This window comes from Candidatus Neoehrlichia procyonis str. RAC413 (assembly GCF_000964795.1).
Lineage (GTDB): Bacteria > Pseudomonadota > Alphaproteobacteria > Rickettsiales > Anaplasmataceae > Neoehrlichia > Neoehrlichia procyonis.
In genome coordinates this window covers 225,329-246,038 of the sequence record NZ_LANX01000001.1, presented here as the reverse complement: position 1 = coordinate 246,038, position 20,710 = coordinate 225,329, and the positions used below count along the sequence as shown (strand labels likewise).

Genomic DNA, 20,710 nt, shown 5'->3' with positions numbered 1-20,710 from the left:
TTACCATATGTATCAATTACATAGCCATAATTTTCATGAATATATCCTTTAAGTTTTTTTCTATTTTACCAAACAATATTTGAGTATGTCCTAAACTAGATCTGTTAACAATCCCCTCCCCCCCCCTACACACACATAAAATATATATCCAGGAAAAAATATAATAGCTCTAGAAATAAGTATAAGATTTCATATGCTCTAACATATCAAATCTCACAAATTCCATTTCCATACTTTTCAACAATTGCTTATTAAAAAAAAACTACTAAGTGCACTTCACCATAAACCTTTTAAGATAGAAAAACTAATATATTAAGAATATCCTATGACATCTCTTCTATTGGAGAAATAGAAAATATTGTTAAACCTGAGGCTATGACATAAGATACAGCTTTAGCTAAATACATTCTTGCAGAAGTAATATGTATATCATCATCAATAATAAATCTCATATTAACATTATTATTACCATATCCCCAAAGTACGTGAAATGCTTCTGCAACCTCTATTAAATAAAAAGCAATACGATGTGGTTCAAAAGTTTTTGCAGATAATTCTATAATATCTGGCCACCTTGCAAGTAATTTAATTAAAAATAACTCTTCATTAGAAGAAAGAACATTAAAATTTACATCATCCAATACTAATAAATTAGGACAACGACGTATTAAAGAGCAAACCCTTGCATGAGCATATTGTACATAAAATATAGGATTATCTCTTGATTTTTCTACTACTTTTGCAAAATCAAAATCTAACACCATATCACTTCTTCTAGTCAGCATAATAAATCTTGTAATATCTCTTCCAACTTTTTCCACTACATCTTTAACAGTTAAAAATTCTCCCTTTCTTTTCGACATCTTAATTGGTTCTCCATTTTCAAGAAAGTTAACTATGTTATGTAATTTTATATCTATTGTAGCTTTGCCGTCACTTAAAGCTTTTACTGCAGATTTTAACCTTGTAACATATCCTGCATGATCAGACCCTAATTCTAGTATCATGCGATAAAATCCACGAGATATTTTATCAAAATGATACGCTATATCATTGGCAAAATATGTCCAACTTCCATCCTTTTTTTTAAGAGCTCTATCTACATCATCGCCAAACTTTGTTGATCGAAATAACATTTGTTCCCTTGAAGACCAATCAGATTGTTCTTTACCTTTTGGTTTATCAAGAACACCATAATATATTAACCCTTTTTTTTGCAATTTTGTTATACAATTATCAATAAAAAAATTACTATGTAATTGCTTTTCTGATGTAAAAATATCATACTTAATCCCTAAACAATGCATGTCATTCTTAATAAGATTCATAATATAATTTAAAGTAAAATCTTGAATTATACTCATCTTCTCATCTTTATCCATATTCAGTAAGTTGTTTTGATATAAATCAAACAATCCCTGTGCTACAGCTTTTAAATATTCTCCTGGATATAATCCATCCTCTATAATTATATTTTCCCCTAGAATCTCTTTATACCTTAAGTATACAGATTGAGTTAATATATCTATTTGATTACCTGCATCGTTAATATAATATTCCCTAGTAACCTGATAGCCTACCCACTCAAGTAAATTCGATAAAACATCACCGAAAATTGCACCACGAGCATGCCCTATATGTAATGGTCCTGTAGGGTTTGCAGATGCGAATTCAATATTAATTTTTTCACCCTTTCCTAAATTAACCTTACCATATTCTGACTTTAATACGTTAATACTAAACAACACTTTATACAAAAATTTCATTTCTAATTTAAGATTAATAAATCCAGGAGGTGCAACTTCTATAGATGATATTTCTTTTATCAGACGTAATTCTTTAATTAATATTTGAGATACTTCTAATGGATTTTTTTTTTCAAATTTACCAATAATTAATGCAGCATTAGTATATATGTCACCATATTCATTATTAGAAGGTGGTCCTATTATCAATTTATTAATTAAACTATCATCAAATCTAATCAAATTTTTTTTTACTAAAGAATAAATCCTCTGTAGTATAAGATCTCTAATGTAACTAAATAAATTCATTAATATGGCTTTAACTTAATTTGATATATATTATTATATGGACTTATCACTCTCATAGAAAGTACAAAAAATGAAAAAAGTTATACTATTATTATTATTATCATTTGCGCACAATACATTAGCAGATGTTTGCAATTGCAGTCATAATATCTCTACTAAAAATGATATCATTTTTAGTGGTAGGGTAGAAGATATTATCTATATCACGCCTGTAGAATATATAGCAAAGTTTCTAGTATATGATGCATGGAAAAATGTTAATAACAATAACATATTTATATTTTCTACATACAGTCAAAGTTGTAATATAAACTTAAATATAGGTAATGAGTACTTAGTATATGCAAATAAAATCTTAACACCAGATTCAGATATTGGATTTATTCAGTACTGTAGTCATACAAAAAAGCTTAATGATGTTCATGAAGATGAATTAAAAAAACTAGGAACTTCTAAACATTATTATATAGGAACGCAAAAGGATAACATAAATAATACATAAAGCTATATTATTGTCATGAGATGGCAGGATAAAGGAATAATCGTAGGAATACGTAAGTACGGTGACCAACATTTAATAATTTCTTTGTTAACTAAACAGCATGGTTTATCAAAAGGTTTAACAAAAAATGCTATTAAAAAAACATCTATTTTACAAGTAGGCGATTATATTAATGTTATGTGGTCTGCAAAATCAATAAGTAATTTAGGATATCTTAAGTGTGAGTTAATTTCATCAACTTTACACTACTTCTATGACAGTATAAAACTAATGTGCATGGCATCAATTACATCGCTCATAGATAAAGTTCTACCAGAGAATGAAGCACAACCAGTTATATATCAATCTTTTATTAATTTTATTAAAGCCACAAAAAGTAATTTTAACTGGTACAATCAATATTTAAAATTAGAGTTAAATATATTATCACAATTAGGATTTGCACTAGACCTATCAAAATGTGCTGTTAATAACTCAAATCATAATTTAAAATTTATATCCCCTAAAACAGGAAAAGCTATATCCCAGGATGTAGGATTACAATATAAAAAAAAATTATTCCCACTACCTAAAATTCTACAAGATATATACAACAATGATGATACATATCAATGCTCTAATAAAGAATTTAAATTAAGTTTAAAAATTTTAGGATATTTCTTACAAAAAAACCTCTCCATTAATAACACAGCTTTATCAAGCTACAGAAATGAACTAATCAATCAATTATAATTTATGTCTTTAAAAAATTTTCATACTCCATTAATATCATATTATATATATAACTATATAACATAAATTTATGTCTAGCGAACAATCAAAAGGAATAAATGTAGCTGCAATGCAATCTGCTCTTCACTATCACGAACAACAATCAGGAGATCATTCTGAAGGTGATAATGCAACTATTTTTGCATCAATTTCCGGAATGATATTACACTATATTGAGCAATCTTTAAAAGGCAATGTTACTGATAGTCTTACTGCAAATTTAATACAGGCTTGCTCTGTATATTCATCATTTGCAGGATTAGAAATATCATTAAAAATAATGAGTACATCTGATAAAAATTTATTTGGACTAAAAGTATTATTTGATCATATACAAGGTAATCATGCTGATGAATCTGGTAGTAATGATGATGATCATAATGAACAACTATTAAACCCGCATGATAACCCTGAACTTTATGATCCTCATCATTTTGATGAATATCCACATGCTGATAAAGACATTATGCAAGCTTCCCATGGAATGCAAGGCATGCAACATGATCCAACAGAACATGAACATTATCACTCTCCTTCACACTCTCCTTCGCAACATGAACAAAACCATGCTCATGAAATATGATATAAAGCATAAACTTTAATAATAAAGCATAATTGATCACATATAAGGTTATGATGTTGATAAATTTAATATTAATGAACAATTCTTAAACTCATGTATTATCAAACTTTATGATCATTATCATTTTCAATAAATATCCACATATAACAAGATATTATTACAACTTCCTATAATTCAATCAAAACATATAATATATGCAATCCAAACAACTAATACTCTTATACATAACATAAATAAAATCGTACCCTTAGCATATAATATAAAATCTAAACTTTACATAACTATACAAATTTAACTACATCGTTCATTAGTTTATGTGAATAAATAAAAATTATATAACATTTATGAGCACAGTCTTATACCTATAATAGATGTTATACATAATAATTTACCATTCTTAAAATATATGGCACAAACTATAATTTTAAAACAGAATTATTCAACAAAACAGAAATATAATATCTATTAAATAAAAAGTGGTCGGGGTGGAGAGATTTGAACTCCCGACCCCTTGGTCCCAAACCAAGTGCGCTACCAAGCTGCGCTACACCCCGTATACTATATATATATTTAAGTAAACTACAAGATATTATATCAGCTGTCAATAACACATACTCTATTAATTAGAAATAATTCTTTTCAAAAAAAAAAAAATCTTTATCATAGTAAATTAGTTAATATTAGCTAATGAGGTTATAGTATAACTATTATTTTAAAAACTGCAAAAGGTCGAAAAATATCATCAACAAAATGGTTACAACGGCAAATTAACGACCCTTACGTTCTACTAGCAAAAAAGCAAGGATATAAATCTAGATCAGCCTATAAATTAATAGAAATAGATAATAAGTTTAAGGTTTTTAAAAAAGGTTATTATATATTAGATCTTGGATCATTTCCCGGAGGATGGTCACAAGTAGCTGCACACAAAGTAACAAGTGATAATAAATTTTATGTTACAGCTATAGATATCAAGAATATGAGTCCTATACCTAATGTGAAGTTTATCAATTGTGATATCATTGGTAATACTCAATTATTATACGATACTCTACAAAATGTAAAATTTAACATAGTACTATCTGATTTATCTCCTCAATCCTGTGGGCATAAGTATGTAGACCATGCTAATATTATGAATTTATGTGAAATTTCATTAAACATAGCAAATGACTTCTTACTAAGTGAAGGCACATTTGTAACTAAAATCTTTCAAGGGGAATATGAAAAAGAATTTTATCAAAAAATGAAGAATTCGTTTAAAAAAATAAAATATTTTAAGCCCCGTGCAAGTAGAAAAAACTCTTCTGAAATGTATTTGATAGGTCTGGGATACTATAGTAATTATAGTATAAAACCTTATGATTCTGAATGATACTTAAATCAAGATGAATATTAAAAATTTTAATAAATTTATTAAATCTTAAACCTAATATACTAATACAAACTCCTAAAATAGATTAACATTATTTTAACTTAGTAATATATATCCTATCCTTTAGAACTACTACTTATACTTATAATCACATAAATATTTTTAATTTAAGAATATAAATCTAAAATGGCATTAATAAAAATAGACTAAATTAATTTTATAAAATTTTTTACATATTACTAATCAACATATTATCACACTTAGTAGATCTACTTAAGTACTATAATTACTTAAAATATAATTTTACTAAATTACGTTATATTACGTAATTATATTAATAAAAAAGAAATATTTCTCCTATAGGTTTAATTATTACTAGAAAGCTAAAATAAGGTTTTTCACTTATTTTACAGTAATACTAAGTAATAAATCAATCTATCACTATACAAAAAGAAACATACCCAATAATAAAAATATATACACTTAAATTCTAATAATCAAAAAATAACTTATTATTACACATCTCAATTAATTTATAGGATGAACCAAAACACTAAACATAATACACTATTCATGTAATTAACACTGTTACTTAAATTTTATACATATAAACAAAAAAAGAATTTTTAAAACACCAAATACCAGCATCATCTTCAGTAAATTAATAATTCTAATCATCATATTTCTAATATATTTTAATATTTATAATTTATTAGTAAATTATTTAAAAATTTTACTAGAATAACTTAAATAATTTATCTATATTATTAAAAAATTAATAAAAATATTATGACAATCAATATTCATACTATAGCATTTCATGGAATTCAAACTTTAAACGTAGTTGTTCAAATACACCTTGCAAAGGGAATTCCTGCGTTTAACATAGTTGGATTACCAGATAAAGCCATAGCCGAATCTAAAGAAAGAATAAGAGCATCTCTTACTTCTATTAATCTAGTGCTACCTATACATAGAATTACAGTAAATCTATCTCCAGCAAATTTATTCAAGGAAGGAAGTCATTATGATTTACCTATAGTAATCGGCTTACTAACAATTATGAATGTTATTCCCAAAGTTAATAATTTATCATCTTATATTATACTAGGAGAAATTTCACTTGATGGTAGTATTATCTCTGTACCTGGAGTATTACCTAGTGCTATTAGTGCATATAAACAAAAGAAAGGTATAATATGTCCTTATGATAATGGACCAGAAGCAGCATTAATTAATAATATTACAATACTACCAGTAAAACATTTAATATCACTAATCAATCATTTTAATCATAATGAAAAAATTCCTCCTCCTACAAAAAAAAGTATAACTAATAATACATCTATCATGAATATGAAAGATGTAAAAGGTCAATTAATCGCAAAAAGGGCCATAGAAATTGCTGCCGCAGGAGGCCATAATTTATTAATGATAGGACCACCAGGAACTGGTAAATCAATGCTAGCAAAAAGATTATTAAGTATATTACCAGACTTAAATGATGATGAATTAATTGACATTAGTGTTATTGCAAGTATTTACCAAAAATGTAGCAAATTATTAACATCTAGACCATTTCGAGAACCACATAGCTCATCATCTCTTGCTGCAATGATTGGAGGAGGACGTAATGCATATCCTGGAGAAGTAACTTTAGCTCATAATGGTGTATTATTTTTAGATGAATTACCAGAATTTTCACGATATGTTTTAGATGCTTTACGACAGCCCTTAGAAAATAAAAATATTCTTATACCAAGATTAAAATCCCACGTAACCTACCCTGCAAATTTTCAACTAGTTGCTGCTATGAACCCTTGCAGATGTGGATATTTTGACAATCCCAACCATTACTGTCCTCGCATCCCAAAATGCGCCATTGAATATCAAAGCAAAATTTCTGGTCCTATAATGAGCAGAATAGATATACATATTGCTGTACCAAACATTAACATATTTTCACATGAATGTCACAACAATTCAGAAGATTCACAATCAATAAAAAAAAGGGTAATAAATGCAAGAAAAATTCAAGAAAATCGTTACGCTAATTTATCATTAAAATGTAATGCACTTCTATCAGAAAATGACATAGAAAAGTTCTTTCTATTAAATAAAAATGCTTTAAAATTACTAAAAAATGCAATACATAACTTTCATTTATCAATAAGAGAGTATACAAAAATATTTAAAGTAGCACGAACAATAGCTGATTTAGCTTCAAAAGATATAATAGAAGAAGATCACATCGCAGAAGCTTTAACTTACTTAAATAAAAATTGTCAAAAATAAAGTTTTATTTTATCTTCCATTTAGATACTTTCTATACCATCAGTAACATAAGAAATTTTTTGTAATTTCTATAAAAAAATATAAACTACATAAAAATATTTTAAATTAGCCAAAAAATACTCTAATTTTGCACTTTAACAAAAATAAAATTATCATTTTCCAGAAAACTATTTCTAAAATAAAAATCTTTTTATGGTAAGACTATAAAATATAATACCATATATGAAGAGTTTTGCTCATTATCTATAAAAATATTTATCATAACTTATATGAATACTTATAAAAAAATTTTCTTAATATTAATCAACTATAAAAATAATTATATTAATAACTCATCATAAAAATAGATAACATAATTACCAATTAATATATTTCTTCATATACATGATAAGTGCTACCTCACTTAATTATATATTATTAAAAATACTCTTAATATCTTTAAATATATATCATAAAATTTAAGCAGAATTACAAATACAGATTTACATAAAATTAGCAGCATATACTAATGTGCTATCTTATATATAATTTTGTGGTCATTATTACAAAATAATTAAAGTTAATATACAATTTCTATGAGTAAATTTATATAAATTAGTACAAAATACGCTATTCTAAAAACACCTTCTCTATCTTTTTAACCTAAAATACATAATATATCTATTATCTCAAAAATTTAATATACATCATTCATTTACATCTACTTAACCTATAATTTAACTCTGCTCCATAAATAAAAAATATACTTAATATATAGAAAAATAATAAAGAGACAATAATACCTGCTAAACTTCCATATATTATACTTAATGAATGAAAATTCTTGATATACCAAGCAAATATAAATGAAGATATTGTCCACAATATAGTTACTATAGCCGCACCAGGTACAACATTAATCAATTTCTGTTTCGTATTAGGTATAATAAAATATAAACATGTAATAGATATTAGCAAGATTAACTCACTTACAGTATATCTCACATATCCCCAATGTTTATTGAGTAAATCAAAAATCATTGGGACTAAAATAATGCATATCATTGTAATTGTCATTATAAAAGTAATAACTAAAAATTGTACTATACTTAATAACCTTCTAAGAATATAAGGTGGAGGAGCTGAAACTCTTAATGCTCTATTAAGTATCGTCCTCATTCCCTCAACAGCAGACGAAGCAGTCCAAACTGTTCCTATAGCTGCCAACGTTAATAAGCTATGTGGAGGGCCTGAAACTATTTCATTAATTCTTGGTATTAATCCTGATATTAGATTATGTGGAACATTATCGGTAATCAACATAAAAAACTTTGTGGTCAAATTATACTGATCTAAAATTACAGCAAAATTTGATACTACCGCAGTTAAAAATACTAAAAAAGGAAATATAGACAATAATATAATGAATGATAAATATCCAGCATGTTCTATACCATCGTGATTTATAAAGTCATTTAATGCTAAATAAATACATCTAATAAAAAATTTCATTTTTTTATGTATCATATTATACCTATTATTAATATACAATACACAAATTCACACTTAAATTATACAAAAATACTATGAATGAGTTTAGTTATATAAAAAAATATATACACCCTTTGGATCATAATTCATTAATAGGTAATGATGCTGCGCAAATAGCAAATTTACAAGACAAATTAATAATAACAAAAGACATTCTAGTTGAAGGAGTTCATTTTTTAGATAACAATGACCCAAAATTACTAGCAAAGAAATCTTTAAGAGTAAATCTTTCTGATATAGCATCTATGGGGATAAAGCCATATGGTTATCTTCTGGGGTTAATCTTACCCAATAATATTACTAATAAATGGTGGAAAGAATTTACTAGTGGATTAAAAGAAGATAATGACCAATTCAATATTAAACTAATAGGCGGAGATACAACACAAAACAATAATAATAGTATAATTATTAGCATAACTGCCTTTGGCTTTACCAATAATACATCACTAACACGATCTAAAGCAAATGTAGGAGATTATATATATGTAAGTGGTAATATTGGTGATGCTGCCCTAGGATTATTAGCTTATCGTAATATTATCAACAATAAACATTGCAGTTACTTTAAAAATAAATTTGATTTACCAAATCCAAGAATTAACCTGGGATTACTCATTAATGACTATAATATAGCTTCATCATGCATAGATATATCAGACGGATTAATACAAGATATAGAACATATTTGTCAATCATCATATGTAGAAGCTAATATATATATAGATAAAATACCGCTATCAAAAGAAGCAAAAATTATACTCAATAATAATCCGCAACTTCTGGAAACAATTTTAACAGGGGGTGACGATTATGAACTTGTATTTACTTCACATCCTAAAAATCACATAAAAATAAAGGATTTATCTTCTAAAATAGGAGTTAAGGTTACACAAGTAGGATACTTATCTATTGGAAATAATGTAAATATTTACAATCATAATAATCAGAAAATCTTATTTACAAAAAAAGGATTCCAGCATTTTTCTAATTAAATATTTCCCTATACAATACTTGTCTATTTGTACTAATAAATATATCCATTCAAACTATAATAAAACAGAAATGGTTAATACGTAAAACTCAAAAATAATTATACCTTTTATAAAAAATTATAGTATATTAAAAAACATCAAAATTTTTTATTAAAGAATCATCTTAGCAACCTAAAAAAAGCTAATTGCCTGTCCAGTATAAGATAAAACATATAAAATTAAGTAAAAGTACATAATTTAAAATATTTTGCGATTTATATTTAAAGTTACATAAAAATTTTTTCAAATAAGCTCATAAAAACCATCATTACAAGTAATACATATCAGCAAAACATAAGATATCAAAGACATCATTCAAATTTAGCCCATATAGAATTTTTAATTTTTTTTAATAATTCCTTATGTTTCTTATAATCATCTTGATTTATTTTAAAATTACGATTACATAAATAATGCGATTCAACAAATTGCTGATCAATATTATTCTTATCTATATCATTAAAATTTAATGATCTTTGCAATCCCCCTTTAAGTTCAATGTATACCTTAGACAATAAAGTAGCATCTAATAATGCTCCATGAAACTTTCTATCTTGCAAAGAAATATTAAACCTTTTACATAGAGCATCAAGTGTAACAGGCATACCAGGAAATTTTTTCCTCGCTAATATAAGTGTATCAATAACTTTACTAAAACTATACTCTTTATTAATTCTATTTAACTCCATTTCTATAAATGATACATCGAATTTCGCATTATGTATAACTAATGTCCCATCAGAAATAAAATCCAAAAACTCATCTGCAATATCTGCAAATTTTGGCTTATCTTTTACCATATCTATAGTGATACCATGAATTTTAGTTGCATAGTAAGGTACTTCACGTTCAGGATTTACATAATGATGAAATATATGCCCCGTAAAAATACAATCTATCAATTCTACACATCCTATTTCAACAATTCTATCGCCTCCATTAACATCAAGTCCGGTTGTTTCCGTATCTAAAACTATTTCTCTAATTTTCATTTTTTAGGTTGTAAATAATTTTTTCCATTGCTTTAACAGTCAATCTTTCATAATAATCATTATTAATCTGCACAACAGGAGCATCAATACAAGCACCTAAACATTCTGTTTCTTTTAAAGTAAAGAGGTTATCTTTTGTTGTTTCTCCAAAGTCTATATTTAAAATTCTTCTACAAGTATCTAATATATCATTACTCCCGCACAACCAGCAAGGGGTTGTTCTACACACTTGTATTAAATATTGTCCTACGGGAGATAAATTATACATAGAATAAAACTTTGCTACCTCATATACATGCATTAAACGCATGTTTAACATCTTAGCAATATAATCCATTGCAGACAACGAAATATACCCTTTGCATTGTTTTTGAGCTATATATAATAATGACATTACTGCACTAGATTCCCTACCTTTTGGATAATTACCAATCAGCTTCTTTGCTTTCTGTAAGTTATCACTAGTAAATTGAAACTTTTCATCATCTTTTTGATCGATTTTCGCATTATTCATTTATTTCACCTATCTATTTCCCCAAATACTATATCCAACGAACCTATAATTGCTGTGAGATCTGCCAACATATGACCTCTTGCCATAGCATTTATAGCTTGTAAATGAGCAAATCCTGGCGCTCTTATACGACATCTATAAGGTTTATTTGTTCCATCTGATACTATATACACTCCAAATTCCCCTTTAGGAGATTCAACAGCTGCATATGCTTCACCTTGTGACACTTTGTACCCTTCAGAATACAATTTAAAATGATGAATTAAAGCTTCCATCGACTTCTTCATCTCTTCTCTTTTAGGAGGAGCAATTTTTCTATCATTAGTTTTAACATCTCCTACTGGTATTTCATTTATACACTGTTTTACTAAACCTATTGATTCCCTTATCTCTGCCATTCTTACTAAATATCGATCATAACAATCACCATTTGTCCCTACAGGAACTTTAAAATTTAATTTTTCATAAATTTCATACGGATTACTTTTTCTCAAATCCCAAGCAAATCCACAAGCTCTCAGCATGGGTCCTGAAAATCCCCAATCTAACGCTTGTTTTTTAGAAATTTTACCAATATCAACATTACGTTGCTTCCAAATTCTATTTTCGGTCAGTAAATCATCAACATCATCTATCAATTTAGGAAATGTCTCAGTAAAAGCACCTATATCATCTAAAAGATCATCTGGTATATCGGCTGCAACACCACCTGGCCTAATATAGGCTGCATGAAACCTTGCACCAGAAGCTCTTTCATAAAAATTAAGTATCTTTTCTCTTTCTTCAAACATCCATAAAAGAGGTGTCATTGCACCTGTATCTAGCGCTTGACTAGCAATATTTAATAAATGATTGAGTATTCTAGTTAACTCACAAAAAATTACTCTTAAGTATTGAGCTCTAATAGGAACATTACAATTTAGTAATTTTTCTACACATAAAGAGTATGCATGTTCTTGAGCTATTGGAGATACATAATCCAGCCGATCAAAATACGGCAATGCTTGAAGATAAGTCTTATACTCAATAAGCTTTTCTGTACCCCTATGTAATAACCCTATATGAGGATCTATTCTTTCAATGACCTCACCCTGCATTTCCAATACAAGACGCATAACACCATGTGCAGCAGGATGCTGTGGTCCAAAATTTAAAGTCATTGGTTTAATATACAATTCTTTAGACATAAGTTATAAACTCAAATGATATAACCTCTTTTTTTTTAGGTATCTTTATCACATAAAGACCAATATCAAGGTGAAAAATATTACTTTGTATAATAGCATAATTATATAATAACATAAAGTACGTTATAGTATAATAATATAAAAAAACCTACAGTCTTACAGTAAGAAAATTTATAATTTTATAATAGTTAAGAACAAATTATTGTCTAGAATACTAGTTATTCTATTACTATATAATTATATCAACACATATCCATAGCATTTCTACCCAAATATACTTTAAAATTATTTATAACATAAATTAACAATAAATTTACTTCTTTACAAATAAACTTTCAATAATTTGGGCTTTAATTTTAAATATAAGATACAAAATATTTATGTATTAAATAAGTCACAATACAAGATATTACAAAATATTTAATCTACAATTGTAACCAATAACCTAATATGGCTTAATAAAAAGTATTCATTAGATTTTAAAAGGCATTTATTACATATACACTTTGTATTAGATCAGTACACAAAAAAGCAATATAAATCATAAAAACTAATCATTATAATTATTAATTACCTTATCTGTAGTCTTTATTTTCTTATGCGGTAATGAATCTGTATATAATAAAACTCCAGAAACTACTACAACCCATATCAATGATATTGGCAAAAATATTTTCCATCCTAAACGCATAAGCTGATCATATCGATATCTAGGAATTGTACCCCTAACCCATATAAAACAAAATAATATAAATATCACCTTTAAAATCAACCATACCAATCCAGATATTTTATATAAAAAACCAATATTAAGTGGAGGATACCAACCTCCAAAAAATAAAATCACCATCATTACACTAATTAATATCATATTAGCATATTCACCTAGAAAAAATAGTGCAAACGGCATAGATGAATACTCTACATTATACCCAGAAACTAGTTCTGATTCTGCTTCTGGAAGATCAAAAGGATGACGATTAGTTTCAGCTAAAGCAGAAATAAAAAACACTAAAGCCATTGGAGATAACAATAAATCAATCCAATATGGCATATTGTGTCGAAATACAACAATTTCTCCTAGCTTTAATGATCCAGTTGTTATTAGCACCGTAGTAACCACAAGTCCTATAGATATTTCATAGGATATCATTTGAGATGCAGATCTAATAGCACCTAAAAAAGCATAATTAGAATTACTTGACCATCCAGCTATCACAATACCATATACACCCAATGAAGATACTGCTAAAATATATAATACACCTACATTAATATTAGAAATTACATTAGGAATAACTAACTCTTGTCCATGACTTATCACAATATCTGCACCAAATGGAATTACAGCCCATCCTAATAAAGCAACAGTAAAAGTAATAATAGGAGCAATAAAGAAAGTTAATTTATTAGATTTAAAAGGAACAATATGTTCTTTTGTAATAAGTTTTATTGCATCTGCAAATGGCTGTAATATTCCAAAAGGACCTACAATATTAGGACCTTGCCGTAATTGTATAGCAGCAAGAACTTTCCGTTCCATATATACTAAATATGCAACAAAAACCATTACTATTAAGATAGTAAAAATAATTCTTAATAGTAAAAACCCTCCATAATCACTAATCCAATCATATAAATCCAGTAAAAAACTCATATTATCCTAACTTATTAATAAAATATTTAGCACAATTAGCCATAATACTGGATGATCTACTAATAGGATCAGTCATATAAAAATTATATTTTTTTGTAGTCAATTTCCCACTAATATTAAAATCAACTTCTTCATTAATAGATAGCCATTCATTTTTAACTAATTTACCAATATTTTCTTCTTTAAATTGATCACCTAAAATCGAAAGTTTTTTTTGTACATCATACAAACTATTATAAGGTAGCTCCTTATGTAAATATTGAGATAACTCCTTAATAATTAACCAATCTTCTTTAGCTATACCAGGAGGGTATACAGCTATGGTTGTTCTTTGAGCTCTACCTTCTGTATTTACGTAAGTTGCCATTTTCTCTGTATATGCCGCACCTGGTAATATAACATCTGCATTTTGTGCCCCATTATCACAATGATGTCCCTGATATATAATAAACGATGATTCAGTGTTTAAAACATCAATTTCATCGGCTCCTAAAAGATACAATACATCTATATCACCACATTCTGCTTTATGTAGTATTTTTAAAACATCAATATTATAATAATCTTTAGGAATGAATCCTACATCCAAACCTCCAACCCTAGCAGCAGCTTTATGTAATATGTTAAACCCATTCCATTGTTTTTGTATCATATTAAACTTTTCTGCAATTTTACTTGCCAAAACTAAAACAAAATAAGCATTTTCACCAATCAATCCATCTTGTCCTATAATAAGCATAGGTTTTTTTGCTTTCTTTAATAATTTACAAAAATCATGTTCATTATTAAGAATTTCTTGTAATATTGCACAATCATCACCTAAACATTCTACTTTATAGTTATAATTAAATTCAGGACCTATAGTTGCAATAATAAAATCTCCTTGAAGATAGCGCTTACGTAGCCTAGTATTAATTAAAGGAGCATCAAATCTTATATTAGCATTAATTAGTATACATAAATCTGCTTCTTCTATTCTAGATATGCTAGTATTTAATAAATATAAAGCCCTATTATCTGTTAGTAGTTTAGCACAATCTTGCCTACAGTCAATATTATCACTTCCTAATTCATGCATTAATTCTTTCAATAAAAGCATTGATTCACAATCTACCAAATCTCCTGCAATTGCAGCAATTCTGTCTCCTGGTACATTTTTTAACCTATTAGCGATGACACAAAATGCTTCTTCCCAAGTCGAAGCTACCAATTTTCCACTATTTCTAATATATGGTTTATCAAGTCTTTGAATTTTTAATCCATCATACGAAAAGCGTGCCTTATCTGATATCCATTCTTCATTAATTTCTTCATTGATGCGAGGTAAAATTCGCATTACCTCAAGACCTCTACAATCTACACGAATATTACTGCCAACAGCATCCAATACATCTATTGTTTCATAATGAGATAGCTCCCAAGACCTAGCCTTAAAAGAATACGGCTTTGATGTCAAAGCACCAACAGGACATAGATCTATTATATTGCCAGAAAGCTCTGAAGTAATACCTTTAGTAATACAGGTATCTATTTCCATTAATTCTCCTCTACCTATAGTACCCAAATCATAAGTTCCTGCAATATCTGATAAAAACCTTATACATCTAGTACAATGTATACACCTAGTCATTACATTTTCAATTAATGGACCAAAATTCTTTTTAGACACAGCCCTTTTTTCTTCACTATATCTACTAACACCGCACCCATAAGCCATAACTTGATCTTGAAGATCACACTCTCCGCCCTGATCACAAATTGGACAATCTAAAGGATGATTTATTAATAAAAACTCAAGTACACCTTCTCTTGCTTTTCTTATTTTTTCAGTATTAGTATTTACTATCATACCATCAGCAACAGGCATTGCACATGAAGCTGCAAGCTTTGGAGGACCGTTTACAATTTCAACTAAACACATACGACAATTTCCTGCAATGGCAAGACGCTCATGATAACAAAACCTTGGCACTTCAACACCTGCAATTTCACATGCTTGAAGAACTGTCATTCCAGAATCAACTTCTATTTCTTGTGAGTTAATAGTTAACTTAACCACGCATTATCCTTACTTATATATTAGACCATTTTATTGGATACTTATTATTATCTTCCACAAGACTACCATTTTCAAACTGACCTGCCATAAATACCTGTCCAAGCTCTCTATTTATATATTTTACAGGTTTAACAGGCTTACCATCATAAATTTTCTGTACAGCATTTTTATTACGTTGCATTGGGTTATTCTTACTCGCTGTTTTTGCAACCTTTCCTCCTTTAGCCATAACACTCCTATAAACTTACCAAACTAGTTTTATTGTATCATCTAAACACACAACGTCAACATATTCACAAACGTGCCTTAATAAAATTACATTACAAAAATAATAAATCCCTTTATTATTAATCGTTCCCTTTACATTAATATATAGATAATACTTATGTATAATAAAGCAATTATCTTAACTTATTAATATGTATAAGCAATTTTAAATATTTTTTATGCATCTATATTCTGTACATTTAGGGCATTATTATTTATAAAATCACGTCTTGGTTCCACAAAATCTCCCATTAATATTGAAAAAATAGAATCTGCAGCTTCACAATCAGAAATTTTTACTTTTAACAAAGTTCTTGTTTCGGGATTTAGCGTAGTATCCCATAATTGATCAGCATTCATTTCCCCTAATCCTTTAAATCTTTGTAGCATCATATCTTTTTTTCCAAAGTCAATAATATTATTCACTAAAGATGTTGGAGAGCTAACCCTTATATTATTATCTTGCGATGATAAAACTGATACATTATTAAAAATACCATTTACATCACTAATCATATCTATAGCTTTTTGAATATCCTTTGATTGAATTAAATCATTACTTATATAATATTTATCACGCATACCTTGCGATAATTTACAAATTACTAACTCATTATTTTTATCAACTTCAATGTCCCATTTATACTCACTAAATAACTTATTCAAATTATAAGACATTTTATCAGTAATACTAAATCTATGATCATTATAAGATAATAACAGTGATTCAAAAATATCTTGAGGTATAATTTTCTTACAACATTTCGTTAAATTACTAATCTTTATACATTTTTGTAGAATAAGTCGTAAATCATCGCCAAGGTAATTTTTATCACTATTTAAAGTAAGGTCCTTTATTGCATAATCTATAATGTAACTATGCAACATATCATCATTCTTAATATAAATCTCCTTTTTATGTTTTGTTACTTTATATAACGGAGGCTGAGCTATATATAAATAACCTTTATCAATAATATCTCTCATATAACGAAAAAAAAAAGTAAGTAATAAAGTCCTAATATGAGAGCCATCAACATCTGCATCTGTCATAATAATAATCTTATGATATCTGACTTTTTCAACATTAAAATTATCATTACCTATATTACTTCCTATAGCAGAAATTAATGAAGATATTTCTGTAGATGAAAAAATACGATCTAGCCCTACTCTTTCTACATTTAATATTTTACCTTTTAAAGACAAAACTGCCTGATATCTTCTATCTCGTCCTTGTTTTGCAGATCCACCCGCAGAATTACCTTCAACTATAAATAACTCTGATAACTCAGGAGATTTTTCTTGACAGTCAGCCAACTTTCCTGGCAAAGATGTAAACTCTAAAGCATTTTTATTTTTAATCGCATCTCTAGCTTTTCTTGCAGCTTCTCTTCCTTTAGCAGATTTAATCACTCTTTCTACAACAGATGTTGCTAATTTAGGATTAAGTTCAAAAAGAGAAGTAAGCTTTTCAAATACTATACTTTCCACAACAGTTCTCGCTTCTGCACTTACAAGCTTATCTTTAGTTTGTGAAGAAAATTTTGGATCAGGTATTTTTATTGACAACACACATGTTAATCCTTCCCTCATATCTTCGCCAACAAGAGTAACTTTTGCTTTTTTTAAAAACCCCTCATTCGTTGCATAATTATTTACACATCTAGTCAACGCAGAGCGAAATCCTGCTAGGTGCGTTCCTCCATCTCTTTGTCTAATATTATTAGTAAAACATAACATATTTTCATAATAAGAATCATTCCAATGCATTGAAAGCTCTACAGCAATGCCAGTATCATCAGAAATTCCACTAATATGAATAATTTTTGTAGCTTCTGTTTTATTACGATCAAGATATTTTACAAATCCCGATGTCCCACTACTATTTTCATCTTCTTGCACAATACTGTTTTTTATACCAAAAGAAGATTGTACTATTGGTTTCTCACGTAAATCTTTTAAGTTAATATTAATATTAGAATTAAGAAAGGATAACTCTCTAATACGATTCTCTAATATTGCATAACTAAATTTTACAGAAGAAAAAATTTCACTTGAAGGCATAAAAGTAATTTTTGTACCTTTTTTTACTACATTTTCATTCACCACCTTCAACGGTGATACTGCTTTTCCATCTTCAAATCTTATAAAATATTCTTTATTATTCCTCCATATAGTAAGCTCTAGCCAATAAGACAAAGCATTTACTACTGAAACACCTACACCGTGAAGCCCACCTGATACTTTATAGCTATTATGATCAAATTTTCCCCCAGCATGCAATTGAGTCATTATAACTTCCGCAGCAGAAACACCTTCCTCATGAAGATCTACAGGAATGCCTCTACCATTATCAATAACAGATACTGATTCATCATCATTTATAATAACATCTATTCTATTACAAAAACCAGCAAGTGCTTCATCTATTGAATTATCAATAACTTCGTATACCATATGGTGTAACCCAGAGCCATCATCAGTATCACCGATATACATGCCTGGGCGTTTCTTGACCGCATCAAGCCCCTTTAATATAGTAATCGAATTAGCATTATAATTACCCATAAAATATCTTCTTATAAATTTCTAACTTTAAAATTATTTATACAGAAAAATTTATATAAATCAAAAAAATCTTTTTTACTTATCATTCCATATATAACTATTCCACAGTAGTGCAATAATAATTACATAACAACAAATTATGTATATAATTAATAATAATTAACATAAAATTGTTATCCAAGAATAAACAATATTTTTAAATACGCGCTGCATAACATTTATATTACACTGAATATACTACATAAAATAAGAATATTAGTTGAGAAATAAAATAAATAGATAACGCAAACACTCTCAAAAGACTACTAAAAGATTTCTTTTTTGAACTTAATCCTAAATTAGCAACAGCTGTTGTAGAAAGAGTGATTAAATCTGCTAAAGGAAGAGAAGCTATAAGAAAAGCTAAAGTACAATTAACAAGTTATACTTAAGTGTATTATATCCACATCTAGAATAGCAACAACTCTCATTCTATAGCTAATAGAATTAAGAAAAAACAATGTAAGTTCAAACATAGTATATATAGGTAATGAACTCACAATCAATTTATTTTTTAATATATTGCTAAAAACGATATTATTAATAAATCTAATAAGAAAAATATTAAATTTATAACAATGTCAACATAAAAAAGCACTTAATACTGCAAATTACATTGATCTTTTTAAAAGTTAACCATTAAAGGTAGCTACACCATATACTTTAATATATTATACTGCCAATCAAAATTTCAAAAAATCAACATATTCTGTCTATAAAACAATTTCAAATATTATTCTCCATAAATTAGAAAAATTTCCTTACAAACACAATACATAAATAATTATATATTTTTCTCAAAAAATTTCATTCTACACATATTGTAAACATAAAAGTATATATTTTGGTTAAGAATCTCTTATATATATTTAGTATTAGTGCTAGATCTTAAGAATTAGCTTTTTTAATATTTGTATTTGGTAATATAGACATTCTTGAGATAAACTTACTGTTTGATTTATCATTTTATTTTGTGTATCGTATATGAGTATTGGTATGGTATAATAACATTTCTACTATGAGAAAATAGAATATGCATTTACGCATGATATATAGTTTCAAATATATTGTTTTCCATCTGGTTCAAAAAAAGGTTATTATGTATTTTTACTAATATTTTAACTTAATACTTTTATTAGCATAATAATATATTGTTATTAGATAAACATGCTATTCATTTCTACTGCTTTTTTTTGCTGTATATAAATTGGTCGCAGTATTAAAGTGTTTTAACAGTATCATTAGGGGATATTTCTGATATACCAATACTTATAGTTTTG

Annotated in this window: 15 protein-coding genes and 1 tRNA gene; 6 read left to right on the top strand and 10 right to left on the bottom strand. The window is 27.4% G+C overall.

Annotated elements, in window-relative coordinates; genetic code table 11:
* Positions 1-323 precede the first annotated feature (323 nt).
* A complete protein-coding gene (argS, locus tag NLO413_RS00895) occupies positions 324-2,054 on the bottom strand; it encodes an arginine--tRNA ligase (protein WP_045808681.1) in 1,731 nt (576 codons plus the stop codon).
* Positions 2,055-2,124: 70 nt separating this feature from the next.
* On the opposite strand from argS, the gene NLO413_RS00890 reads away from it, so the two are divergent.
* From NLO413_RS00890 to NLO413_RS04750, 3 genes are all read left to right on the top strand, one after another.
* Complete coding sequence (locus tag NLO413_RS00890) at positions 2,125-2,556, top strand: hypothetical protein (RefSeq protein ID WP_045808680.1); 432 nt, start codon at positions 2,125-2,127, stop codon at positions 2,554-2,556.
* Positions 2,557-2,571: 15 nt separating this feature from the next.
* Positions 2,572-3,288, top strand: a complete 717-nt coding sequence (gene recO / locus NLO413_RS00885) for a DNA repair protein RecO (protein WP_045808679.1) — start codon at positions 2,572-2,574, stop codon at positions 3,286-3,288.
* Positions 3,289-3,358: 70 nt separating this feature from the next.
* Positions 3,359-3,910, top strand: a complete 552-nt coding sequence (locus NLO413_RS04750) for a hypothetical protein (protein ID WP_052690358.1) — start codon at positions 3,359-3,361, stop codon at positions 3,908-3,910.
* A gap of 477 nt (positions 3,911-4,387) precedes the next feature.
* Here the strand turns inward: NLO413_RS04750 and NLO413_RS00875 are convergent.
* A tRNA-Pro gene (locus NLO413_RS00875) sits at positions 4,388-4,464 on the bottom strand.
* A 212-nt stretch (positions 4,465-4,676) separates the two neighbouring features.
* Here NLO413_RS00875 and NLO413_RS00870 point away from each other — a divergent pair.
* Together NLO413_RS00870 and NLO413_RS00865 are read left to right on the top strand one after the other, a co-directional pair.
* Positions 4,677-5,285: an RlmE family RNA methyltransferase gene (locus NLO413_RS00870; protein ID WP_045808678.1), complete on the top strand. Its 609-nt coding sequence runs from the start codon at positions 4,677-4,679 to the stop codon at positions 5,283-5,285.
* A 789-nt stretch (positions 5,286-6,074) separates the two neighbouring features.
* A complete protein-coding gene (locus NLO413_RS00865) occupies positions 6,075-7,580 on the top strand; it encodes a YifB family Mg chelatase-like AAA ATPase (RefSeq protein ID WP_045808677.1) in 1,506 nt (501 codons plus the stop codon).
* A gap of 690 nt (positions 7,581-8,270) precedes the next feature.
* On the opposite strand, the gene NLO413_RS00860 is transcribed toward NLO413_RS00865, so the two are convergent.
* Positions 8,271-9,086: a YihY/virulence factor BrkB family protein gene (locus NLO413_RS00860; RefSeq protein WP_045808676.1), complete on the bottom strand. Its 816-nt coding sequence runs from the start codon at positions 9,084-9,086 to the stop codon at positions 8,271-8,273.
* Between the two features lie 59 nt (positions 9,087-9,145).
* Here NLO413_RS00860 and thiL point away from each other — a divergent pair, with 59 nt between their 5' ends.
* Positions 9,146-10,105 (top strand): thiamine-phosphate kinase, encoded by a 960-nt coding sequence (gene thiL / locus NLO413_RS00855; protein ID WP_045808675.1) that lies wholly within the window; start codon positions 9,146-9,148, stop codon positions 10,103-10,105.
* A 350-nt stretch (positions 10,106-10,455) separates the two neighbouring features.
* On the opposite strand, the gene dnaQ is transcribed toward thiL, so the two are convergent.
* From dnaQ to gyrB, 7 genes are all read right to left on the bottom strand, one after another.
* Positions 10,456-11,136 (bottom strand): DNA polymerase III subunit epsilon, encoded by a 681-nt coding sequence (dnaQ, locus tag NLO413_RS00850; protein ID WP_045808674.1) that lies wholly within the window; start codon positions 11,134-11,136, stop codon positions 10,456-10,458.
* Complete coding sequence (gene nuoE, locus NLO413_RS00845; protein WP_045808673.1) at positions 11,126-11,650, bottom strand: NADH-quinone oxidoreductase subunit NuoE; 525 nt, start codon at positions 11,648-11,650, stop codon at positions 11,126-11,128. Before nuoE ends, dnaQ begins: the two co-directional genes overlap by 11 nt.
* Positions 11,651-11,655: 5 nt before the next feature.
* The gene (locus NLO413_RS00840) at positions 11,656-12,837 is read right to left on the bottom strand and encodes an NADH-quinone oxidoreductase subunit D (protein ID WP_045808672.1); all 1,182 of its coding nucleotides are present in this window, start codon (positions 12,835-12,837) and stop codon (positions 11,656-11,658) included.
* 550 nt (positions 12,838-13,387) lie between these two features.
* Positions 13,388-14,494: an NADH-quinone oxidoreductase subunit NuoH gene (nuoH, locus tag NLO413_RS00835; protein WP_045808671.1), complete on the bottom strand. Its 1,107-nt coding sequence runs from the start codon at positions 14,492-14,494 to the stop codon at positions 13,388-13,390.
* 1 nt (position 14,495) lies between these two features.
* On the bottom strand, positions 14,496-16,553 hold the full coding sequence (gene nuoG / locus NLO413_RS00830) for an NADH-quinone oxidoreductase subunit NuoG (RefSeq protein WP_045808670.1): 2,058 nt from the start codon (positions 16,551-16,553) through the stop codon (positions 14,496-14,498).
* A gap of 13 nt (positions 16,554-16,566) precedes the next feature.
* Positions 16,567-16,782 carry a hypothetical protein gene (locus tag NLO413_RS00825; RefSeq protein ID WP_045808669.1) on the bottom strand — a complete coding sequence of 72 codons (216 nt, stop codon included), beginning with the start codon at positions 16,780-16,782 and terminating at the stop codon, positions 16,567-16,569.
* Between the two features lie 215 nt (positions 16,783-16,997).
* A complete protein-coding gene (gene gyrB, locus NLO413_RS00820) occupies positions 16,998-19,391 on the bottom strand; it encodes a DNA topoisomerase (ATP-hydrolyzing) subunit B (protein ID WP_045808668.1) in 2,394 nt (797 codons plus the stop codon).
* Positions 19,392-20,710: the final 1,319 nt, after the last annotated feature.

What these genes read in the sequence shown, in the direction of transcription:
- argS (WP_045808681.1), bottom strand. Translation starts at nt 2,054, where the DNA reads ATGAATTTATTTAGTTACATTAGAGATCTTATACTACAGAGGATTTAT.
- NLO413_RS00890 (WP_045808680.1), top strand. Translation starts at nt 2,125, where the DNA reads ATGAAAAAAGTTATACTATTATTATTATTATCATTTGCGCACAATACA.
- recO (WP_045808679.1), top strand. Translation starts at nt 2,572, where the DNA reads ATGAGATGGCAGGATAAAGGAATAATCGTAGGAATACGTAAGTACGGT.
- NLO413_RS04750 (WP_052690358.1), top strand. Translation starts at nt 3,359, where the DNA reads ATGTCTAGCGAACAATCAAAAGGAATAAATGTAGCTGCAATGCAATCT.
- NLO413_RS00865 (WP_045808677.1), top strand. Translation starts at nt 6,075, where the DNA reads ATGACAATCAATATTCATACTATAGCATTTCATGGAATTCAAACTTTA.
- NLO413_RS00860 (WP_045808676.1), bottom strand. Translation starts at nt 9,086, where the DNA reads ATGATACATAAAAAAATGAAATTTTTTATTAGATGTATTTATTTAGCA.
- thiL (WP_045808675.1), top strand. Translation starts at nt 9,146, where the DNA reads ATGAATGAGTTTAGTTATATAAAAAAATATATACACCCTTTGGATCAT.
- dnaQ (WP_045808674.1), bottom strand. Translation starts at nt 11,136, where the DNA reads ATGAAAATTAGAGAAATAGTTTTAGATACGGAAACAACCGGACTTGAT.
- nuoE (WP_045808673.1), bottom strand. Translation starts at nt 11,650, where the DNA reads ATGAATAATGCGAAAATCGATCAAAAAGATGATGAAAAGTTTCAATTT.
- NLO413_RS00840 (WP_045808672.1), bottom strand. Translation starts at nt 12,837, where the DNA reads ATGTCTAAAGAATTGTATATTAAACCAATGACTTTAAATTTTGGACCA.
- nuoH (WP_045808671.1), bottom strand. Translation starts at nt 14,494, where the DNA reads ATGAGTTTTTTACTGGATTTATATGATTGGATTAGTGATTATGGAGGG.
- NLO413_RS00825 (WP_045808669.1), bottom strand. Translation starts at nt 16,782, where the DNA reads ATGGCTAAAGGAGGAAAGGTTGCAAAAACAGCGAGTAAGAATAACCCA.
- gyrB (WP_045808668.1), bottom strand. Translation starts at nt 19,391, where the DNA reads ATGGGTAATTATAATGCTAATTCGATTACTATATTAAAGGGGCTTGAT.